The organism is Streptomyces sp. NPDC051211, from assembly GCF_040689505.1.
In the GTDB taxonomy this organism is placed as follows: Bacteria; Actinomycetota; Actinomycetes; order Streptomycetales; family Streptomycetaceae; genus Streptomyces.
In genome coordinates, this window is sequence record NZ_JBFBAV010000001.1 from 102,158 (window position 1) to 119,382 (window position 17,225).

15 protein-coding genes are annotated in these 17,225 nt (G+C 70.8%); 4 read left to right on the plus strand and 11 right to left on the minus strand.

Annotated elements, in window-relative coordinates:
* Positions 1 to 46 precede the first annotated feature (46 nt).
* Complete coding sequence (locus AB0447_RS00565; protein WP_366474179.1) at positions 47 to 1,381, plus strand: M28 family metallopeptidase; 1,335 nt, start codon at positions 47 to 49, stop codon at positions 1,379 to 1,381.
* Here AB0447_RS00565 and AB0447_RS00570 read toward each other — a convergent pair.
* The 4 genes from AB0447_RS00570 to AB0447_RS00585 all read right to left on the minus strand — a co-directional run bounded on the left by AB0447_RS00570 (position 1,371) and on the right by AB0447_RS00585 (position 4,554).
* Positions 1,371 to 1,805, minus strand: coding sequence for a hypothetical protein (locus tag AB0447_RS00570; RefSeq protein WP_366474180.1), 435 nt, complete (start codon positions 1,803 to 1,805; stop codon positions 1,371 to 1,373). The genes AB0447_RS00565 and AB0447_RS00570 overlap by 11 nt on opposite strands.
* Positions 1,802 to 2,005: a plasmid partition protein ParG gene (locus tag AB0447_RS00575; RefSeq protein WP_223837821.1), complete on the minus strand. Its 204-nt coding sequence runs from the start codon at positions 2,003 to 2,005 to the stop codon at positions 1,802 to 1,804. Before AB0447_RS00575 ends, AB0447_RS00570 begins: the two co-directional genes overlap by 4 nt.
* A 97-nt stretch (positions 2,006 to 2,102) precedes the next feature.
* Positions 2,103 to 3,305 carry a sigma-E factor regulatory protein RseB domain-containing protein gene (locus tag AB0447_RS00580; protein WP_366474181.1) on the minus strand — a complete coding sequence of 401 codons (1,203 nt, stop codon included), beginning with the start codon at positions 3,303 to 3,305 and terminating at the stop codon, positions 2,103 to 2,105.
* A gap of 238 nt (positions 3,306 to 3,543) precedes the next feature.
* Positions 3,544 to 4,554 (minus strand): polyprenyl synthetase family protein, encoded by a 1,011-nt coding sequence (locus tag AB0447_RS00585; RefSeq protein WP_366474182.1) that lies wholly within the window; start codon positions 4,552 to 4,554, stop codon positions 3,544 to 3,546.
* Between the two features lie 396 nt (positions 4,555 to 4,950).
* Between AB0447_RS00585 and AB0447_RS00590 the strand changes: the two genes are divergently transcribed.
* Positions 4,951 to 6,957: a CocE/NonD family hydrolase gene (locus AB0447_RS00590; protein WP_366474183.1), complete on the plus strand. Its 2,007-nt coding sequence runs from the start codon at positions 4,951 to 4,953 to the stop codon at positions 6,955 to 6,957.
* Positions 6,958 to 7,128: 171 nt separating this feature from the next.
* Here the strand turns inward: AB0447_RS00590 and AB0447_RS00595 are convergent, their stop codons facing one another.
* Entirely contained in the window at positions 7,129 to 7,947 is an 819-nt protein-coding gene (locus AB0447_RS00595) for an HAD family hydrolase (RefSeq protein ID WP_366474184.1), read from the minus strand.
* Positions 7,948 to 8,095: 148 nt separating this feature from the next.
* On the opposite strand from AB0447_RS00595, the gene fahA reads away from it, so the two are divergent.
* The gene (gene fahA, locus AB0447_RS00600; RefSeq protein ID WP_366474185.1) at positions 8,096 to 9,322 is read left to right on the plus strand and encodes a fumarylacetoacetase; all 1,227 of its coding nucleotides are present in this window, start codon (positions 8,096 to 8,098) and stop codon (positions 9,320 to 9,322) included.
* Positions 9,323 to 9,634: 312 nt separating this feature from the next.
* Positions 9,635 to 10,267: a hypothetical protein gene (locus AB0447_RS00605; RefSeq protein WP_366474186.1), complete on the plus strand. Its 633-nt coding sequence runs from the start codon at positions 9,635 to 9,637 to the stop codon at positions 10,265 to 10,267.
* Positions 10,268 to 10,338: 71 nt separating this feature from the next.
* On the opposite strand, the gene nuoN is transcribed toward AB0447_RS00605, so the two are convergent.
* The 6 genes from nuoN to nuoI are packed head-to-tail and all read right to left on the minus strand — an operon-like array spanning position 10,339 to position 17,179.
* Positions 10,339 to 11,964 carry an NADH-quinone oxidoreductase subunit NuoN gene (nuoN, locus tag AB0447_RS00610; protein ID WP_366474187.1) on the minus strand — a complete coding sequence of 542 codons (1,626 nt, stop codon included), beginning with the start codon at positions 11,962 to 11,964 and terminating at the stop codon, positions 10,339 to 10,341.
* Complete coding sequence (locus AB0447_RS00615) at positions 11,961 to 13,556, minus strand: NADH-quinone oxidoreductase subunit M (RefSeq protein ID WP_366474188.1); 1,596 nt, start codon at positions 13,554 to 13,556, stop codon at positions 11,961 to 11,963. Before AB0447_RS00615 ends, nuoN begins: the two co-directional genes overlap by 4 nt.
* A gap of 1 nt (position 13,557) precedes the next feature.
* Positions 13,558 to 15,498 (minus strand): NADH-quinone oxidoreductase subunit L, encoded by a 1,941-nt coding sequence (nuoL, locus tag AB0447_RS00620; RefSeq protein WP_366474189.1) that lies wholly within the window; start codon positions 15,496 to 15,498, stop codon positions 13,558 to 13,560.
* Positions 15,499 to 15,510: 12 nt separating this feature from the next.
* A complete protein-coding gene (gene nuoK, locus AB0447_RS00625) occupies positions 15,511 to 15,810 on the minus strand; it encodes an NADH-quinone oxidoreductase subunit NuoK (protein WP_356850827.1) in 300 nt (99 codons plus the stop codon).
* Entirely contained in the window at positions 15,807 to 16,628 is an 822-nt protein-coding gene (locus tag AB0447_RS00630; protein ID WP_366474190.1) for an NADH-quinone oxidoreductase subunit J, read from the minus strand. Before AB0447_RS00630 ends, nuoK begins: the two co-directional genes overlap by 4 nt.
* Positions 16,625 to 17,179 (minus strand): NADH-quinone oxidoreductase subunit NuoI, encoded by a 555-nt coding sequence (gene nuoI, locus AB0447_RS00635; protein ID WP_366474657.1) that lies wholly within the window; start codon positions 17,177 to 17,179, stop codon positions 16,625 to 16,627. The genes AB0447_RS00630 and nuoI overlap by 4 nt, the downstream gene beginning before the upstream one ends.
* Positions 17,180 to 17,225 lie beyond the last annotated feature (46 nt).

The window sequence follows — 17,225 nt, forward strand, 5'->3', positions numbered from 1 at the left end:
CCCGCACGTTCCGTTCCATCCCCGTTCGGAATCCCGGAGCCCCCACATGAGTCTGTCCGTTCCCCGGCGCCTCGCGGCCGTGGCCGCCCTCGCCGTCGGTGGCCTGATCGCCGCCACCGCCCCATCCGCGCTCGCCGCACCGACCGCGCCCGCCGCGCCGACCGCGGTCACCGCCGCACCGACCCCGCCGGACATCCCGCTCGCCAACGTCAAGGCGCATCTGACGCAGCTTCAGACCATCGCCACCAACAACGGCGGCAACCGCGCCCACGGCCGGGCGGGCTACAAGGCCTCGATCGACTACGTGAAGGCGAAGCTGGACGCGGCCGGGTTCACCACCACCCTGCAGACCTTCACCTCCAGCGGTGCCACCGGCTACAACCTGATCGCGGACTGGCCGGGCGGAGACCCCGACTCGGTGCTGATGGCCGGCGCGCACCTGGACTCGGTGAGTTCGGGCGCAGGCATCAACGACAACGGATCCGGCTCCGCCGCCGTCCTGGAGACCGCGCTCGCCGTCTCCCGCGCCCAGCTTCAGCCCACCAAGCACCTGCGGTTCGGCTGGTGGGGCGCGGAGGAGCTCGGCCTGATCGGGTCGAAGTACTACGTCAACAACCTGCCGGCCGCCGAGCGCGCGAAGTTCTCCGGCTACCTGAACTTCGACATGATCGGCTCGCCGAACCCGGGCTACTTCGTCTACGACGACGATGCCGCCATCGAGCAGACCTTCAAGACCTACTTCTCGGGCATCGGGGTTCCGACCGAGATCGAGACCGAGGGTGACGGGCGCTCCGACCACGCCTCGTTCAAGAACGTGGGCATCCCGGTCGGCGGCCTGTTCACCGGGGCCAGCCGCACCAAGACCGCGGCGCAGGCACAGAAGTGGGGCGGGACGTCCGGCCAGGCCTTCGACCGCTGCTACCACTCGTCCTGCGACAACACCTCGAACATCAACGACACCGCCCTGGACCGCAACAGCGACGCCGTCGCCTACGCGATCTGGAACCTGGGCGCGGCCACCCCGGTCCCGCCGGGCAAGTCCTTCGAGAACACGGCGGACGTGAACATACCGGACTCCCCCGGTGCCGCGGTGACCTCGCCGGTCACCGCCTCGGATGTCCCGGGCAACGCCCCGGCCACCACCAAGGTGGACGTGAACATCGTCCACACCTACCGCGGTGACCTGGTGGTCGACCTGGTCGCCCCCGACGGCACCGTCTACAACCTGCACAACCGCAGCGGCGGCAGTGCCGACAACCTGGTCGCGTCCTACACCGTCAACGCCTCCGCCGAGGTGGCGAACGGGGTCTGGAAGCTCCAGGTCAAGGACGTGGCCGCGCAGGACGTCGGCTACATCAACAGCTGGAAGATCACCTTCTGATCCCGGTCCCACCGTCTTCGGAGCCGTCGCCGTGCAGAACCGGCGGCGGCTCCTGGATCTGGCTGCGGAGTTCCTCGGCGACCGCGGCGATGTCGGCCCTGCCCTTCTTGGCCGCCTCCACCAGATCACCGAGCGCCTCCGGCGAGGGCAGCTGCTTGGCCCCGGCCACCCGCAGGTACGAGCGGGTGGCCGCAGCCGCGTAGAACTCGTTCATCGGGGATTCCAACGCCGGGCACACGGCGAGGGTGTGGAGGAAGGCGGCGGCCCGCCAGGCGGTGTCGGGGGCCGGCTGCTCGGGGACCAGCACCAGGTCGTTCTGGTGGCGGGCCACCGCGGCCGCGACCCCGGAGGGGTCCCATACGGCGGGATCGGAGGGAAGGTGGTGGGCGAGAGCCGTCCAGGCCCACTCCATGGTGATCTTCAATTGCCGAACCGCTCCTGGAAGTAGCCCCAGTGATCGGCGAACTCCTCGATGCCGGAGAGGAAGTTCCTCCGGTCCTCGTCCAGTTCGCGCTCGGTGACCTCGGTGATCATCGCGGTGACCGTCGTACCCAGCGCCGCCGCACGCGCCTTGAGACGTTCGTGAAACTCTTCGTCCAGGCGGATGGTGACGTGTCTCGACATGCCTGTCACCGTACAGCGGGGGTGCTGTACACAGAACGGGAACGACGAAAGGGTGGCCCGGGACACAGGTCCCGGGCCACCCTTGGTGCCGGTGCGGCTACTTGTCGGCGTTGGCCGTCTTCACCAGCTGGTCCTTGGTGACCGCGCCGACGTAGACCTTCCCGTCGTCCGTGATCAGGGCGTTGACCAGACGGGTGGAGAAGACCCGGCCCTCGCCGAACTTGCCGGTGACCTTGTCCCCGAGGGAGTTCAGGAACTGCTTGGCCTCCTTCGGCGCGTTCTTGTCGTTCTCGAGCTCCTTCAGGCCCTTGCCCGCGCCGCTGTCGATGCGGGCGACCGAGGCCCAGCCCTCGCCGAGGACCTTCGTCTCGCCGCCGTCCTTGCCGTTCAGGGCGCCGCCGGTCAGACCGTCCAGGCCGGGGATGGACTCCAGGCCCTTGAACTCCTTGCCGTCCTTGCCGTGCTCGGAGCCCTCGATCACTTTCGCGCCCTTGGGCGGGGTGAAGGCGAAGGTGTCGGCGGCCGGCTTCTTGAAGTCGACCTGGGTGAAGCCCGCGTCCACGATGGGCTTGCCGCCCTGGCCGGCCAGCAGCTGGAAGCGGAGCGGCACGCCGTTCTTCGCGTCCACCGCGATCCGGACGGACTCCACCGTGGAGCCGGACTGCTTGGGCTTGAGCACCAGCTGGTAGGCGTCCCGCCCGGCGACCTGCGCGGTGTCGCCGACGCTGACCTCCGTGGTGGTGCCGGCCGCCTTCAGCGCCTCCTCGGCCAGCTGCTTGGGCGTGGCCGGCATCCGCTCGGCCGTCTTCCGCTCCTTGCCGGCCGCCCCCGCCTCGTCGGCCTTCTCGTGATAGACCTCCTTGGACTTGCTGTCGTAGCCCCACACGTCCTTGCCGTTGTGGATGAGGCTGTACTCGTCCTTGCCGTCCAGGAAGGTCAGCTTCTGGCGGTCCGGGCCGTCGGCCGCGACCTTGAAGGTGTGGGTGCCCGAGGCGAGTTGGGCCACCTTGTCCTGCGGGTCCGCGGATCCGCCGGAGACCCCGCCACCGCCGCCGAGCAGGCCGCCCGCGAGCTTCGGCAGGCCGAGGTCCGTGCTGATCTTGGCGGTGCCGGACAGCTGCTCCACGTCCGAGGCGGCGATCTTCTCGATCAGCTCCTGTGCCGTGATCTTCGGCAGATCCGGGCCGCCGGCGTTGGCGAAGGCCGGTACCAGTGCGACGGTCGCGCCGACCACGCCGATCACCGCAACCGGTACGGCGTACCGCGCGGCCTTGCGGAAGGTCTTCGTGTTCGCTGCCATGTCAGTGCCTGCCCTCTGTGTCTATGGCGGCGACCCCCGTGTCGCCACGCTCACCCGATCCGGTGGGGTTTGTTGCACCCATCTGACCAAACCGGGCACCCCCGGCGCGTCAGTCCGCGGAGCCAACTCCGCGTACGACCCTGGGATGACACGAACAGGGCCCTCCTCCCCCGTCCCGTAGGGGTAGGAGGGCCCTGCCCTCTGTCCTTGGTACGACACCCGCAGGCGCCGGGGCCGGCTAGCCGGCCCGGTGCACCACCGCGTCGCACAGCTCTTCCAGCGCGGACTTGGCGAAGCACTCGGGCAGCGGGGCCAGCGTGGCCCGGGCGTCCTGCGCGTACCGGACGGTGTCCCGGCGGGCCTGCTCCAGCGCGGGGTGCACCCGCAGCCGGGCCAGGGCCTCGGCGTGCCGGGTGTCGTCCGTGAGGTCGCTGTCGAGGAGCCGTACGAGGTCGAGGTCCTCGGGCCGGCCGTCCCGGGCGGCCATCTCGCGCAGCCGCAGCACGGGCAGCGTCGGGATGCCCTCGCGCAGGTCGGTGCCGGGGGTCTTGCCGGACTCGTGGGAGTCGGAGGCGATGTCCAGGACGTCGTCGGCCAGCTGGAAGGCGGTGCCGAGGCGCTCGCCGTACTGGGTGAGGATGTCGACGACCGACTCGTCGGCGCCGGACATGAGCGCGCCGAACCGGCAGGAGACCGCGACCAGCGAGCCGGTCTTGCCCGCCATGACGTCCAGGTAGTGCTCGACCGGGTCCTGGCCGTCCCGCGGACCCGCGGTCTCCAGGATCTGCCCGGTGACCAGCCGCTCGAAGGCCTCGGCCTGGATGCGGACGGCCTCCGGCCCGAGGTCGGCGAGGATGTGCGAGGCGCGGGCGAACAGGAAGTCACCCGTCAGGACGGCCACCGAGTTGCCCCAGCGGGCGTTGGCGCTGTCCACCCCGCGGCGCACGTCCGCCTCGTCCATGACGTCGTCGTGGTAGAGCGTGGCCAGGTGCGTCAGCTCCACCACCACGGCGGAGGGCACGATCCCCTGCGCGTAAGGGTCCCCGAACCGGGACGCCAGCATCACCAGCAGCGGCCGGAAACGCTTTCCGCCGGCCCGCACCAGATGCTGTGCGGCCTGGGTGATGAAGGGGACCTCACTCTTGGTGGCCTCCAGCAGACCCGCCTCCACGGCCGCGAGTCCGGCCTGGACATCGGTCTCAAGAGCCTGGTCCCGCACGCTCAGTCCGAACGGCCCGACGACGGTCACGAGGGGTACTCCTGTCTGCTGCCGATCACGGTGACGATCACCTGGATTGTCGATGTGTCGCTGCCTTCACTCAAGCCAGCGTATCCCGTCCATTTTCGATCACTGTGAGCGCCCGCCGGTCCACGCCAGGTCCGCGTTCCGCGCACCGCCCGAAGGGCACCGGTATGTTCTTGAGGAGCCCATAACAACCGGAGAATGCGTTTTGTCCAAAACTGCGACGCATAGAGGGGAGCCGGCGGAACCGGTGGATCCGGAAGCCGACCGGCCGCCGCCCGCCGACGACCACCGTGTACTTCGGCCTCAACGGCGCCGTCGCGGTGGCGGCGGCCTGGCCGTGATCGCCCTCGCGCCGTGGCTCCGGCGCACGATGCACCCCGTCCACTGAGGCAGGCGAGCATGATCATCCGCACCGACTTCCCCCACGCGACGCGGCACGAAGACGTCCGGATCCCGATGCGCGACGGAACCCGGCTGTACGCGCGGATCTGGCGCCCGGTCACCGACGGGCCGGTTCCGGCCCTGCTGGAGTACCTCCCGTACCGGCTCACCGACTGGACCGCGCCGCGCGACTGGCAGCGCCACCCCTGGTACGCCGGCCACGGATACGCCTCCGTACGGGTCGACGTACGCGGCCACGGCAACAGCGGCGGCCGCCCCGGCGACGAGTACGACGCGCAGGAACTCGCCGACGGCGTGGCGGTCGTCGAATGGCTGGCCGCCCAGCCCTGGTGCACCGGCTCGGTCGGCATGTTCGGCATCTCCTGGGGCGGCTTCAACTCCCTCCAGATCGCCGCCCTCGCCCCGGAACCCCTGAAGGCGATCGTCACCGTCTGCTCCACGGACGACCGCTACGACAACGACGTCCACTACATGGGCGGCTCGGTGCTGGCCGTGGACATGCACGCGTGGGCGGCCGCCATGCTGGCCTTCACCGCCCGCCCGCCGGACCCGCAGTACGCCGGCGAGGGCTGGCGCGAGCAGTGGCTCGACCGGCTGGAGTCCCTCGAACCGCCGATCCACACCTGGCTGTCCCACCAGACCCGCGACGACTACTGGAAGCACGGCAGCGTCTGCGAGGACTACGGCGCGATCGGCGCGGCGGTCCTGGCGGTCGGCGGCTGGCACGACCCCTACCGGGACGCGGTCCTGCGACTGGTCGAACACCTGCCGGCGGACCGGGTCCGCGGCCTGATCGGCCCCTGGTCCCACCAGTACCCGGACCGCGGGCTGCCGCCCGGCCCGGCGATCGGCTTCCTCCAGGAGACCCTGCGCTGGTGGGACCACTGGCTGAAGGGGGCCGACAACGGGGTCATGGCCGAGCCGCTGCTCCGCTCCTGGATCAGCGGCTCGCACCCGCCCGCGACCACGTACGAGCGGCTCGACGGCCGCTGGGCCGGCGACCCGGCCTGGCCCTCCCCCGCCGTCACCCCCGTCGCGTACGGGCTCCAGGGCGAGCCGGTGGCCGTCGCGTCCCCGCAGCACACCGGGGTGGACGCGGGCCGGTTCTTCCCCTTCGGCAACGACGCGGACCTGCCGCCGGACCAGCGGGAGGAGGACGCGAAATCGGCGTGCTTCGAGTTCCCGGTGCCGGGCGGCGACGGCCCGCTGGACATCCTGGGCCGGCCCGCGGTCACGGTCCGGCTCCGGATGGACGTCCCGTACGGCCAGATCGTCGCCCGGCTCTGCGACGTCGCCCCGGACGGCTCCTCGACCCTGGTCACCCGGGGCGCGCTGAACCTGTCCGCGCGGCACGGGCGCGACAGGGCGGCGCCGTGGCCGGCCGGCTCCTGGGAATCCGTGACCTTCGAACTCAACGGCATCGGCCACTCCTTCCCGCCCGGCCACCGCATCCGCCTCGCCCTCTCCTCCGCGTACTGGCCGTGGATCTGGCCGCGGGCCGGCTCCGAGGCCGGCTGGACGGTGGATCCGGCGGGCAGCACCCTCACCCTGCCGGTGCGCGGCCCGTCCCCGGCGGACGCCGGCATCGTCTTCGAGGCCCCGGAGCAGGCGGAACCGCTGGGCGTGGCCTTCCCGGCGACCTTGGACGAGCCGCGGCCGGAGCGGCTCGTCGTACGGGACGTGGCACGCGGCACCTGGCGGCTGGAGGTGGACCCGCGGTACGGGGGCACCCGGGTCTACCCGGACGGGCTGGAGTTCACCGAGGACGCCCTGGAGGTCTACGAGATCCAGGACGCGGACCCGCTGTCGGCACGCACCCGGTCGGACTGGCGGATCCGGCTGCACCGGCCGGAGCTGGGGTGGGACACGCATGTGGAGACCCGGTCGGAGATCTCCTGCGACGAGGGCGGATTCCTGACCTCGAACGAGGTGGTGTGCCGGGAGGGGCAGGAGGTGCTGTTCCACCGCACGTGGGAACGCCGGGTGCCGCGCGCGGCGGGCTGAGCCTGGCTCGGCCACTGCGCGGGGCCGTTCCCCACCCCGCCCTTCCCGCAGTGCCTGATGTGCGGCTCCGCCGCGTGGCAGCTTCACCCCAGACCCCGTGCCTCATGCGCCGGCGGGGCTGGAAAGACCCGGGGCCCCGCCCTGGAACCCCGCGCGGTGGCGGCGGCACGCTCAGCCGAACAGCCGCTCCAGGACCACCGCGATGCCGTCCGCCTCGCAGGACAGGGTGACTTCGTCGGCCACGGCCACCAGCTCCGCGTGCGCGTTCGCCATCGCCACCCCGTGCGCCGCCCACGCGAACATCGGGATGTCGTTCGGCATGTCCCCGAAGGCGATCGTGGCGGAAGCGCTCAGGCCCAGTTCGGCCGCGGCGACCGCCAGGCCGGTCGCCTTCGAGACGCCGGGGGGCTGGAGTTCCACCGTGTGTTCGCCCGCCATCGTGACGTTCACCAGGTGGCCGACCACCCCGCGGGCGATCCGGGTCAGTTCGTCGTCGTCGAGTTCCGGGTGCTGGAGCAGCACCTTGTTGATCGGGTCCGACCACAGGTCCGTCCGCCGCGGGACCCGGACCGTCGCCAGGTGCGGGTGCGGCATCCGGTAGCCCGGCCCTATCAGCATCGCCGCGTCCAGGCCTTCCCCGTTGACCGCCGCGTAGACCTCGCCGATCTCCGCCTCGATCTTGCCGAGCGCGACCTCCGCCAGCTCCCGGTCCATGGGGACGGAGTGCAGCATGCGTCCGGCCGCCGCGTCGTACACCTGCGCGCCCTGCCCGCACACCGCGAGCCCCGTGTACCCGAGGCCGTCCAGGACGTGGCGTACCTGCGGGACGGGGCGGCCGGTCACCACGATGTGCCGGGCGCCCGCCGCGCGCGCCAGCGCGAGCGCGGCGTACGAGCGGCGCGAGACGGTGTCACCGGCGCGCAGCAGGGTCCCGTCCAGGTCGGTGGCGATCAGGGCATAGGGGAGGGAGTGCGGGAGGGCGCGAGTCACGGCGCCAAGGATAGGACCTGCGCGGACAAGTCCTACAAATAGCGCCCCAATCCGGCCTCCCGCAGACCACACGAGCCACGTAACGTGTCAACCCGCACAGTGTCACCCGGGACACCCCCGGACCGCGTGGAAAGCGAGGCAGCACCCCATGCCCCAGCAGAGCCCCCTCGACGTCCCCGAGGGCGATCCGTTCGGACCGCACAACCTCCCGTACGGGGTGTTCAGCACCGCCGAGGAGCCGGCCCGGCGGCGCATCGGTGTGCGGCTCGGCGGTCATGTGCTCGACGCGGGCGCGGCCGCGTTCGCGCTCGGCTCTCCGTACGCCGGGCTCCTCGGGCAGGCCTCGCTCAACCCGCTGCTCGCCGCCGGCCGCACCGCCTGGCACGACGTACGGCGCGCGCTGACCGCCTGGGTGACCGACCCGGGGCACCGGCCCACCGTGGAGCCGCACCTGCTGCCGCTGGACGCCGTCACGCTGCACCTGCCGTACGAGGTCGCCGACTACGTCGACTTCTACGCCAGCGAGCACCACGCCACCAACGTGGGGCGTATCTTCCGCCCGGACGGGGACGCGCTCACCCCCAACTGGAAGCACCTGCCGATCGGTTACCACGGCCGCTCCGGCACCATCGTGGTGTCGGGGACGGACGTCGTACGGCCCTCGGGACAGCGGAAGGCCCCCACCGACCCGGTGCCCGTCTTCGGGCCGAGCATCAAGCTCGACATCGAGGCCGAGGTCGGCTTCCTCGTCGGCACCCCGTCCCGGCTGGGCGAGCCGGTGGCCCTCGGCGACTTCCGGGAGCACGTCTTCGGGCTGTTCCTCCTCAACGACTGGTCCGCGCGGGACCTCCAGGCCTGGGAGTACGTGCCGCTCGGCCCGTTCCTCGGCAAGTCCTTCGCCACCTCGGTGTCGGCCTGGGTGACCCCGCTGGAGGCCCTGGACGCGGCGCGGGTCGCGCCCCCGGCCCGCGACGTCCCGGTCCTGCCCTACCTCGACGACTCCGCGGTGGACGAGGACGGCGGGTTCGACCTGCACATCAGCGTGGCCCTCAACGGGCAGGAGGTGGCCCGTCCGCCGTTCGCCGGCATGTACTGGACGGCTGCCCAGCAGCTCGCCCACATGACGGTCAACGGCGCCTCGCTGCGCACCGGCGACGTCTACGGCTCCGGCACCGTCAGCGGACCGGAGGTGGACCAGCGCGGTTCGCTGCTGGAGCTGACCTGGAACGGCCGCGACGCCATCGAACTCGCCGACGGCAAGCGCACCTTCCTGGAGGACGGCGACACCGTCACCCTGACCGCCTGGGCGCCGGGCCCGGACGGGGCCCGAGTGGGCCTCGGCGAGGTCACCGGCCGCATCGTGGGCACCCGGTAGTCACTCCCCGGACAGCGGGGTGGCGGACCTTTCCACCACCCCGCTGAACCCGCAGGTCAGAGCGGCGCACGCGGCCGGCCGGGTGGCGCAATTACGGCAGCAACACCACGGGCCGGGCCCGGCGGCTCGCCGACCTGCTGCGCCGCCAGATCCGGCGGGCGGCTTCCCCGACGGGGTCCTCCTCGCGCGTACGCCGGCCGGGCGGCCGGCTGACGGCGGGTCATCCCTTCGGCCCGCCCGTGTGGCGGGCCGGAGCGGGCCGTACGCATGCTGCTCGGACAGCCGAAGTCTCGCCGCGCAGGAGGCCCCGCCATGCCCGTGTCCGCCCGCACCCTGGCCCTTGCCGCCGCCGCGACCGCGGCCCTGACCCTCGCCCCGGCCGCGCAGGCGGTGGAGGGGCCGGCCCCCGACCCCCGCGACTACAGGGCGATGCTCGACATGGCCACGGCCATCCGGGTGACCGCCAAGTACGTGGACGAACGCCAGGCGATCAAGGACGGGTACGTGAAGCACGGCGAGTGCATGAACAACCCGTTCGGGGCGGGTTCCATGGGCTTCCACTACGTCAAGGACGCCTACTGGGGCTCGACCGACCCCAGCAAGCCGACCGCGCTCGTCTACAGCGCCGAGACGGACCGGCACGGGCGCCGTCAGCTGCAGGCGGTGGAGTGGATGGTCAGCGACCGGGACCAGGACCTGAAGACCACCGACGACCGGCCGAAGATGTTCGGCCTGCCCTTCGACGGTCCGATGCCCGGTCACTGGGCGGGCATGCCCAAGCACTACGACCTGCACATGTGGGCCTACAAGAAGAACCCGGCCGGCCGCTTCCACAACTGGAACACGGCCCTGACCTGCCCCAAGACCCCCAAGACCCCCAAGCCAGCCAAGCCCGCCAAACCCGCCACCACCCCGGCCGCCCCGGCGCACAGCCACCACCCGTAGGAGGCGGCGTACACGCACCGGGGCCCGGCTCCCCCAGGAGGAGCCGGGCCCCGGTGTGCGACCGGAACGGGTCAGCGCACGAACGTACTGGCCTGGCCGGCCAGTTCCAGGAAGTACTGCGGGGCCACGCCCAGGACCAGCGTCACCGCCACGCCCACCGCGATGGTGGTCATCGTCAACGGGGAAGGCACCGCCACCGTCGGACCGTCGGCCTTCGGCTCACTGAAGAACATCAGCACGATCACCCGGATGTAGAAGAACGCGGCGATCGCCGACGAGACCACACCGACCACGACCAGCGCGCCCGCGCCGCCCTCGGCCGCCGCCTTGAACACGGCGAACTTGCCGGCGAAACCGCTGGTCAGCGGGATTCCGGCGAAGGCCAGCAGGAAGACCGCGAAGACGGCCGCGGTCAGCGGGGAACGCCGCCCCAGACCCGCCCACTTGGACAGGTGGGTGGCCTCGCCGCCCGCGTCGCGCACCAGGGTGACCACGGCGAACGCGCCGATCGTCACGAAGGAGTACGCGCCCAGGTAGAAGAGGACCGAGGAGATCCCCTCCGCCGAGGTGGCGATGACACCGGCCAGGATGAAGCCGGCGTGCGCGATCGAGGAGTAGGCGAGGAGCCGCTTGACGTCGGTCTGGGTGACCGCGATGACCGCGCCGGCCAGCATCGTCACGATCGCCACTGCCCACATGACCGGCCGCCAGTCCCAGCGCAGGCCGGGCAGGACCACGTACAGCAGCCGGAGCAGGGCGCCGAAGGCGGCCACCTTGGTCGCGGCGGCCATGAAGCCGGTCACCGGGGTGGGCGCGCCCTGGTACACGTCCGGGGTCCACATGTGGAAGGGCACCGCGCCGACCTTGAACAGCAGGCCCATCAGGATGAGCGCCCCGCCGATCAGCAGCAGGACGTCATTGCCCATGGTGGCGGCCAGCGCCGGGTCCACCGTCGCCACCGTGCCGTCCACGACGTCGGCGATCACGGCGTACGAGACGGAGCCCGCGTAGCCGTACAGCAGGGCGATGCCGAACAGCAGGAAGGCGGAGGAGAAGGCGCCCAGCAGGAAGTACTTGACCGCGGCCTCCTGCGACATCAGCCGCTGGCGGCGGGCGACGGCGCAGAGCAGGTACAGCGGGAGGGAGAACACTTCCAGGGCGATGAACAGGGTCAGCAGGTCATTGGCGGCCGGGAAGATCAGCATGCCGGAGATCGCGAACAGGGCGAGCGGGAACACCTCGGTGGTGGTGAACCCGGCCTTGACCGCGGCCTTCTCGCTGTCGCTGCCGGGGACGGACGCGGCCTGGGCGGCGAAGGAGTCGACCCGGTTGCCGTGCGCCGCCGGGTCCAGGCGCCGCTCGGCGAAGGTGAACAGGGCGACGACCGAGGCGAGCAGGATGGTGCCCTGGAGGAACAGGGCCGGGCCGTCCACCGCGATGGCACCCATCGCGGCGATCTGCGCCTTGGTGGAGCCGTACCCGCCGGCGGCCAGGGCCACCACCGCCGCGAAGGCGGCGGCGAGCGCGGCCACGGACAGGAACACCTGGACGTAGTACCGGGACTTGCGCGGTACGAAGGCCTCCACGAGGACGCCGAGGATGGCCGCGCCGATCACGATCAGCGTGGGCGCGAGCTGCGCGTACTCGATGTGCGGGGCCGGGATCCGTTCGATCGCGTCGGCGCTCAGAACGTTCACTTCGCCGCCTCCACGTTTTGGATGGGCACAGTCGGCTCGGGGTCCTTCTGCTGGACGTCGGACATGGTGTGCTTGACCGCCGGGTTGACGATCTCGGTCAGCGGCTTCGGGTACACGCCCAGGAACACCAGCAGGGCGATCAGCGGCCCCACCACGAGCAGTTCCCGCAGGCGCAGGTCCGGCATGGAGCGGACCTCCTCCTTCACCGGGCCGGTCATGGTGCGCTGGTAGAGGACCAGCGTGTACAGCGCGGCCAGCACGATGCCGATGGTGGCGATGATGCCGGCGACCGGGTACCGGGCGAAGGTGCCGACCAGGACCAGGAACTCGCTCACGAACGGGGCGAGGCCCGGAAGGGAGAGGGTGGCGAGGCCGCCGATCAGGAAGGTGCCGGCGAGCACCGGGGCCACCTTCTGCACGCCGCCGTAGTCGGCGATGAGCCGGGAGCCGCGCCGGGAGATCAGGAACCCGGCGACCAGCATCAACGCCGCCGTCGACAGGCCGTGGTTGACCATGTAGAGGGTGGCGCCGGACTGGCCCTGGGAGGTCATCGCGAAGATGCCCAGGATGATGAAGCCGAAGTGCGAGATCGAGGCGTAGGCGACCAGCCGCTTGATGTCCCGCTGGCCGACGGCGAGCAGCGCCCCGTACACGATGCTGATGAGGGCCAGGACCAGGATCACCGGGGTGGCCCACTTGCTGGCCTCGGGGAACAGTCCGAGGCAGAAGCGGAGCATCGCGAAGGTGCCGACCTTGTCGACCACCGCGGTGATCAGGACGGCGACCGGGGCGGTGGCCTCGCCCATGGCGTTGGGCAGCCAGGTGTGCAGCGGCCACAGCGGGGCCTTCACCGCGAAGGCGAAGAAGAAGCCGAGGAAGAGCAGCCGCTCCGTGTTGGTCGCCATGTCGAGTTCGCCCGCGGCGCGGGCCTCGGCGATCTCCTGGAGCGAGAAGTTCCCCGCGACCACGTACAGCCCGATGACGGCCGCCAGCATGATCAGGCCGCCGGCCAGGTTGTAGAGGAGGAACTTGACCGCCGCGTAGGAGCGCTGGGCGGCCGCGTTCTCGTCCGAGCCGCTGTGGGCCCGGTCTCCGAAGCCGCCGATGAGGAAGTACATCGGGATGAGCATGGCTTCGAAGAAGATGTAGAAGACGAAGACGTCGGTGGCGGCGAAGGAGATGATCACCATCGCCTCGACCATCAGGATCAGCGCGAAGAAGCCCTGGGTCGGGCGCCACCGGGAGCCCGCCGACGGTTCGGTCTCCAGCGGGTCGGCGTCGTGCCAGCCGGCCGCGATCACGAAGGGGATCAGGACTGCGGTGAGCCCGATCAGCGCCACCGCGATGCCGTCCACGCCCAGCTCGTAGCGGACCCCGAAGTCCTTGATCCACCAGTGGGATTCGGTGAGCTGGTAGCGGTCTCCGCCGGGTTCGAAGCGGACCGCGACGAGCGCGGCCAGCACCAGGGTCGCCAGGGAGAAGAACAACGCGAGCCACTTGGCGGCGGTCCGGCGGGCGGCCGGTACGGCCGCCGTCAGGATCGCGCCGGCCGCGGGGACCGCGGCCGTCAGCGTCAGAAGCGGGAAACTCATTTCACACCGCCCTCATCAGCAGGGTCGCGGCGATCAGGATCGCCGTGCCCCCGAACATCGAGACCGCGTAACTGCGGGCGTAGCCGTTCTGCAGCTTGCGGAGCCGGCCCGACAGCCCGCCGACCGAGGCGGCCGTCCCGTTGACCACCCCGTCGACCAGCGTGTGGTCGACGTACACGAGCGAGCGGGTCAGGTGCTCGCCGCCGCGCACCAGCACGATGTGGTTGAACTCGTCCTGGAGGAGGTCCTTGCGGGCCGCCCGGGTGAGCAGGCTGCCGCGCGGGGCGACCACCGGCACGGGGCGCCTGCCGTACTGGGCGTATGCGATGCCCACACCGATGAGCAGCACCACGACGGTCGAGGCGGTGATCGCCCCGGCGCTCAGCGGCGGGTGACCGTGCTCGAACTGCGTGACGGGCTTGAGCCAGTTGACGAAGGCGTCGTTCAGGCTGAAGAGTCCGCCGGCGAAGACGGACCCGAAGGCGAGGATGATCATCGGGATGGTCATCGACTTCGGGGACTCGTGCGGGTGCGGCATCTCCCCGGCGTGGTGCTCGGCCCCCGGTTCGACGCTCGGCGCGGTGTCCGCGTCCGGGGCCGGCTGCCAGCGCTTCTCGCCGAAGAAGGTGAGCAGCATGATGCGGGTCATGTAGTACGCGGTGATGGCCGCGCCCAGCAGGGTGACCGCGCCCAGGATCCAGCCCTCGGTGCCGCCCTTCGCGAAGGCCGCCTCGATGATCTTGTCCTTGGACCAGAAGCCGGACAGGCCCGGGAAGCCGATGATGGCCAGGTAGCCGAGGCCGAAGGTCACGAAGGTGACCGGCATGTACTTCCGCAGGCCGCCGTACTTGCGCATGTCGACCTCGTCGTTCATGCCGTGCATGACGGAGCCGGCGCCGAGGAAGAGCCCGGCCTTGAAGAAGCCGTGGGTCACCAGGTGCATGATCGCGAAGGCGTAGCCGATCGGGCCGAGGCCGGCGGCCAGGATCATGTAGCCGATCTGCGACATCGTCGACCCGGCGAGGGCCTTCTTGATGTCGTCCTTCGCGCAACCGACGATCGCACCGAAGAGGAGCGTGACCGCGCCGACCACGACCACCGCGAGCTGGGCGTCGGGAGCAGCGTTGAAGATCGCGCCGGACCGGGTGATCAGGTAGACGCCGGCGGTGACCATGGTGGCCGCGTGGATCAGGGCCGAGACCGGGGTCGGGCCCTCCATCGCGTCACCGAGCCAGGACTGGAGCGGCACCTGGGCCGACTTGCCGCAGGCGGCCAGCAGCAGCATCAGGCCGATGGCGGTCAGCGTGCCCTCGCCCGTCTCGCCGACGCTCGACAGCACGGGGCCGAAGGCGAAGGTGCCGAAGGTCGTGAACATGATCATGATCGCGATCGACAGGCCCATGTCGCCGACCCGGTTGACCAGGAAGGCCTTCTTCGCGGCGGTGGCCGCGCTGGGCTTGTGCTGCCAGAAACCGATGAGCAGGTACGAGGCCAGGCCCACGCCCTCCCACCCGACGTACAGCAGCAGGTAGTTGTCGGCGAGGACGAGCAGCAGCATCGCCGCGAGGAACAGGTTCAGATAGCCGAAGAAGCGGCGGCGGCGCTCGTCGTGCTCCATGTACCCGATCGAGTACAGGTGGATGAGCGTGCCCACGCCGGTGATCAGCAGGACGAAGGTCATCGACAGCTGGTCGAGCTGGAAGGCGACGTCCGCCTGGAAGCCCTCGACGGGGATCCAGCTGAACAGCCTCTGGTGCAGGGCGCGGTCGTCCCCGCTCCGGCCCAGCATGTCGGTGAACAGGGCCGCGCCGATCCCGAAGGAGACGGCGGCGAGCAGGGTGCCGAGCCAGTGGCCGGCCTTGTCGAGGCGCCGGCCGCCGCACAGCAGCACCGCCGCCCCGAGCAGGGGCGCCGCGACCAGCAGCGCAATCAGGTTCTCCACGGTGTACGCCCCTTACAGCTTCATCAGGCTGGCGTCGTCGACCGAGGCCGAGTGGCGGGTACGGAACAGCGACACGATGATCGCCAGGCCGACCACGACCTCCGCGGCGGCGACGACCATCGTGAAGAACGCGATGATCTGGCCGTCGAGGTTGCCGTGCATCCGCGAGAAGGTGACGAACGCGAGGTTGCAGGCGTTGAGCATCAGCTCCACGCACATGAACAGCACGATCGCGTTCCGCCGGATCAGCACCCCGGCCGCACCGATGGTGAACAGCAGGGCCGACAGGTAGAGGTAGTTGACCGGATTCACTTGGCAGACTCCTCGCGGTCGTCCCGGCCGAGGCGCTCCGCCGAGCGCTGCTCCAGGGCCTTCAGGTCCTCCAGCGCCTGGCCGGACACATCGCGGATCTGGCCGCGGGCGCGCAGCGTCTTGCTGACCGTCAGCTCGGACGCGGTGCCGTCCGGCAGCAGGCCGGGAATGTCCACCGCGTTGTGCCGGGCGTACACGCCGGGCGCCGGCAGCGGCGGGAGCTGGACTCCGCCGCGGACCCGCTGCTCGGACAGCTCGCGCTGGGTGGCGGCGCGCTCGGTGCGCTCCCGGTGGGTGAGCACCATCGCGCCGACGGCCGCGGTGATCAGCAGGGCGCCGGTGAGTTCGAAGGCGAAGACGTACTTGGTGAAGATCAGCTCGGCCAGGCCCTCCACGTGCCCGGCGGAGTTGATCCGTCCGAGCCCGTTGAACTGGCCGAGCCGGGCCTGCCCGATGCCGGTGATCAGCAGGATGCCGAAGCCGAGCCCGCACAGGGCGGCCAGCCAGCGCTGCCCCTTGAGGGTCTCCTTCAGCGAGTCCGCCGCCGTGACACCCACGAGCATGACCACGAAGAGGAACAGCATCATGATCGCGCCGGTGTAGACGACGACCTGGACGATGCCGAGGAAGTACGCACCGTTGGCGAGGTAGAAGACCGCCAGGATGATCATCACCCCGGCCAGGCACAGCGCCGAGTGCACGGCCTTCTTCATCAGGATCGTGCACAAGGCGCCGACCACGGCGATCGTGCCGAGGATCCAGAACTGCACGGCCTCTCCGCGCGAGGCGGCCTCGGCGAGGACGGTCACGCCGCTCATACCTCCGCCTCCTTCTCCGCCGCCGTGCCCGAAGAACTTGCCGATGACCGCAGTTCACCCTTGGAGACCGCAACCTGCCGGACCGTGCCGGGAGCCGCCCCGGTCACCAGGCCCCGGTAGTAGTCCCCCTCGTCCGTCCCCGGGAAGATCGAGTGCGGTGCCTCGACCATCCCCTCGGTCAGACCGGCGAGCAGCTGCTCCTTGGTGTAGATCAGCGACTCGCGGCTGGCATCGGCCAGTTCGAACTCGTTGGTCATGGTCAGCGCGCGGGTCGGACAGGCCTCCACGCACAGCCCGCACAGGATGCAGCGGGCGTAGTTGATCTGGTAGACCCGCCCGTACCGCTCGCCCGGGGAGTAGCGCTCCTCCTCCGTGTTGTCCGCGCCCTCCACGTAGATGGCGTCGGCCGGACACGCCCAGGCGCACAGCTCACACCCGATGCACTTCTCCAGCCCGTCCGGATGGCGGTTGAGCTGGTGCCGTCCGTGGAACCGCGGAGCGGTGGTCTTCTGCTGCTCCGGGTACTGCTCGGTGAGCCGCTTCTTGAACATGGCCTTGAAGGTCACGCCGAAGCCGGCCACGGGGTTCTGCCACTTC

Excerpts from the sequence above, each read along its gene's own strand:
- nuoI (WP_366474657.1), bottom strand. The coding sequence starts at position 17,179 with ATGTTCAAGAAGCGGCTCACCGAGCAGTACCCGGAGCAGCAGAAGACC.
- AB0447_RS00605 (WP_366474186.1), top strand. The coding sequence starts at position 9,635 with ATGCCCGTGTCCGCCCGCACCCTGGCCCTTGCCGCCGCCGCGACCGCG.
- AB0447_RS00575 (WP_223837821.1), bottom strand. The coding sequence starts at position 2,005 with ATGTCGAGACACGTCACCATCCGCCTGGACGAAGAGTTTCACGAACGT.
- AB0447_RS00580 (WP_366474181.1), bottom strand. The coding sequence starts at position 3,305 with ATGGCAGCGAACACGAAGACCTTCCGCAAGGCCGCGCGGTACGCCGTA.
- fahA (WP_366474185.1), top strand. The coding sequence starts at position 8,096 with ATGCCCCAGCAGAGCCCCCTCGACGTCCCCGAGGGCGATCCGTTCGGA.
- AB0447_RS00590 (WP_366474183.1), top strand. The coding sequence starts at position 4,951 with ATGATCATCCGCACCGACTTCCCCCACGCGACGCGGCACGAAGACGTC.
- AB0447_RS00565 (WP_366474179.1), top strand. The coding sequence starts at position 47 with ATGAGTCTGTCCGTTCCCCGGCGCCTCGCGGCCGTGGCCGCCCTCGCC.
- AB0447_RS00630 (WP_366474190.1), bottom strand. The coding sequence starts at position 16,628 with ATGAGCGGCGTGACCGTCCTCGCCGAGGCCGCCTCGCGCGGAGAGGCC.
- AB0447_RS00615 (WP_366474188.1), bottom strand. The coding sequence starts at position 13,556 with ATGAGTTTCCCGCTTCTGACGCTGACGGCCGCGGTCCCCGCGGCCGGC.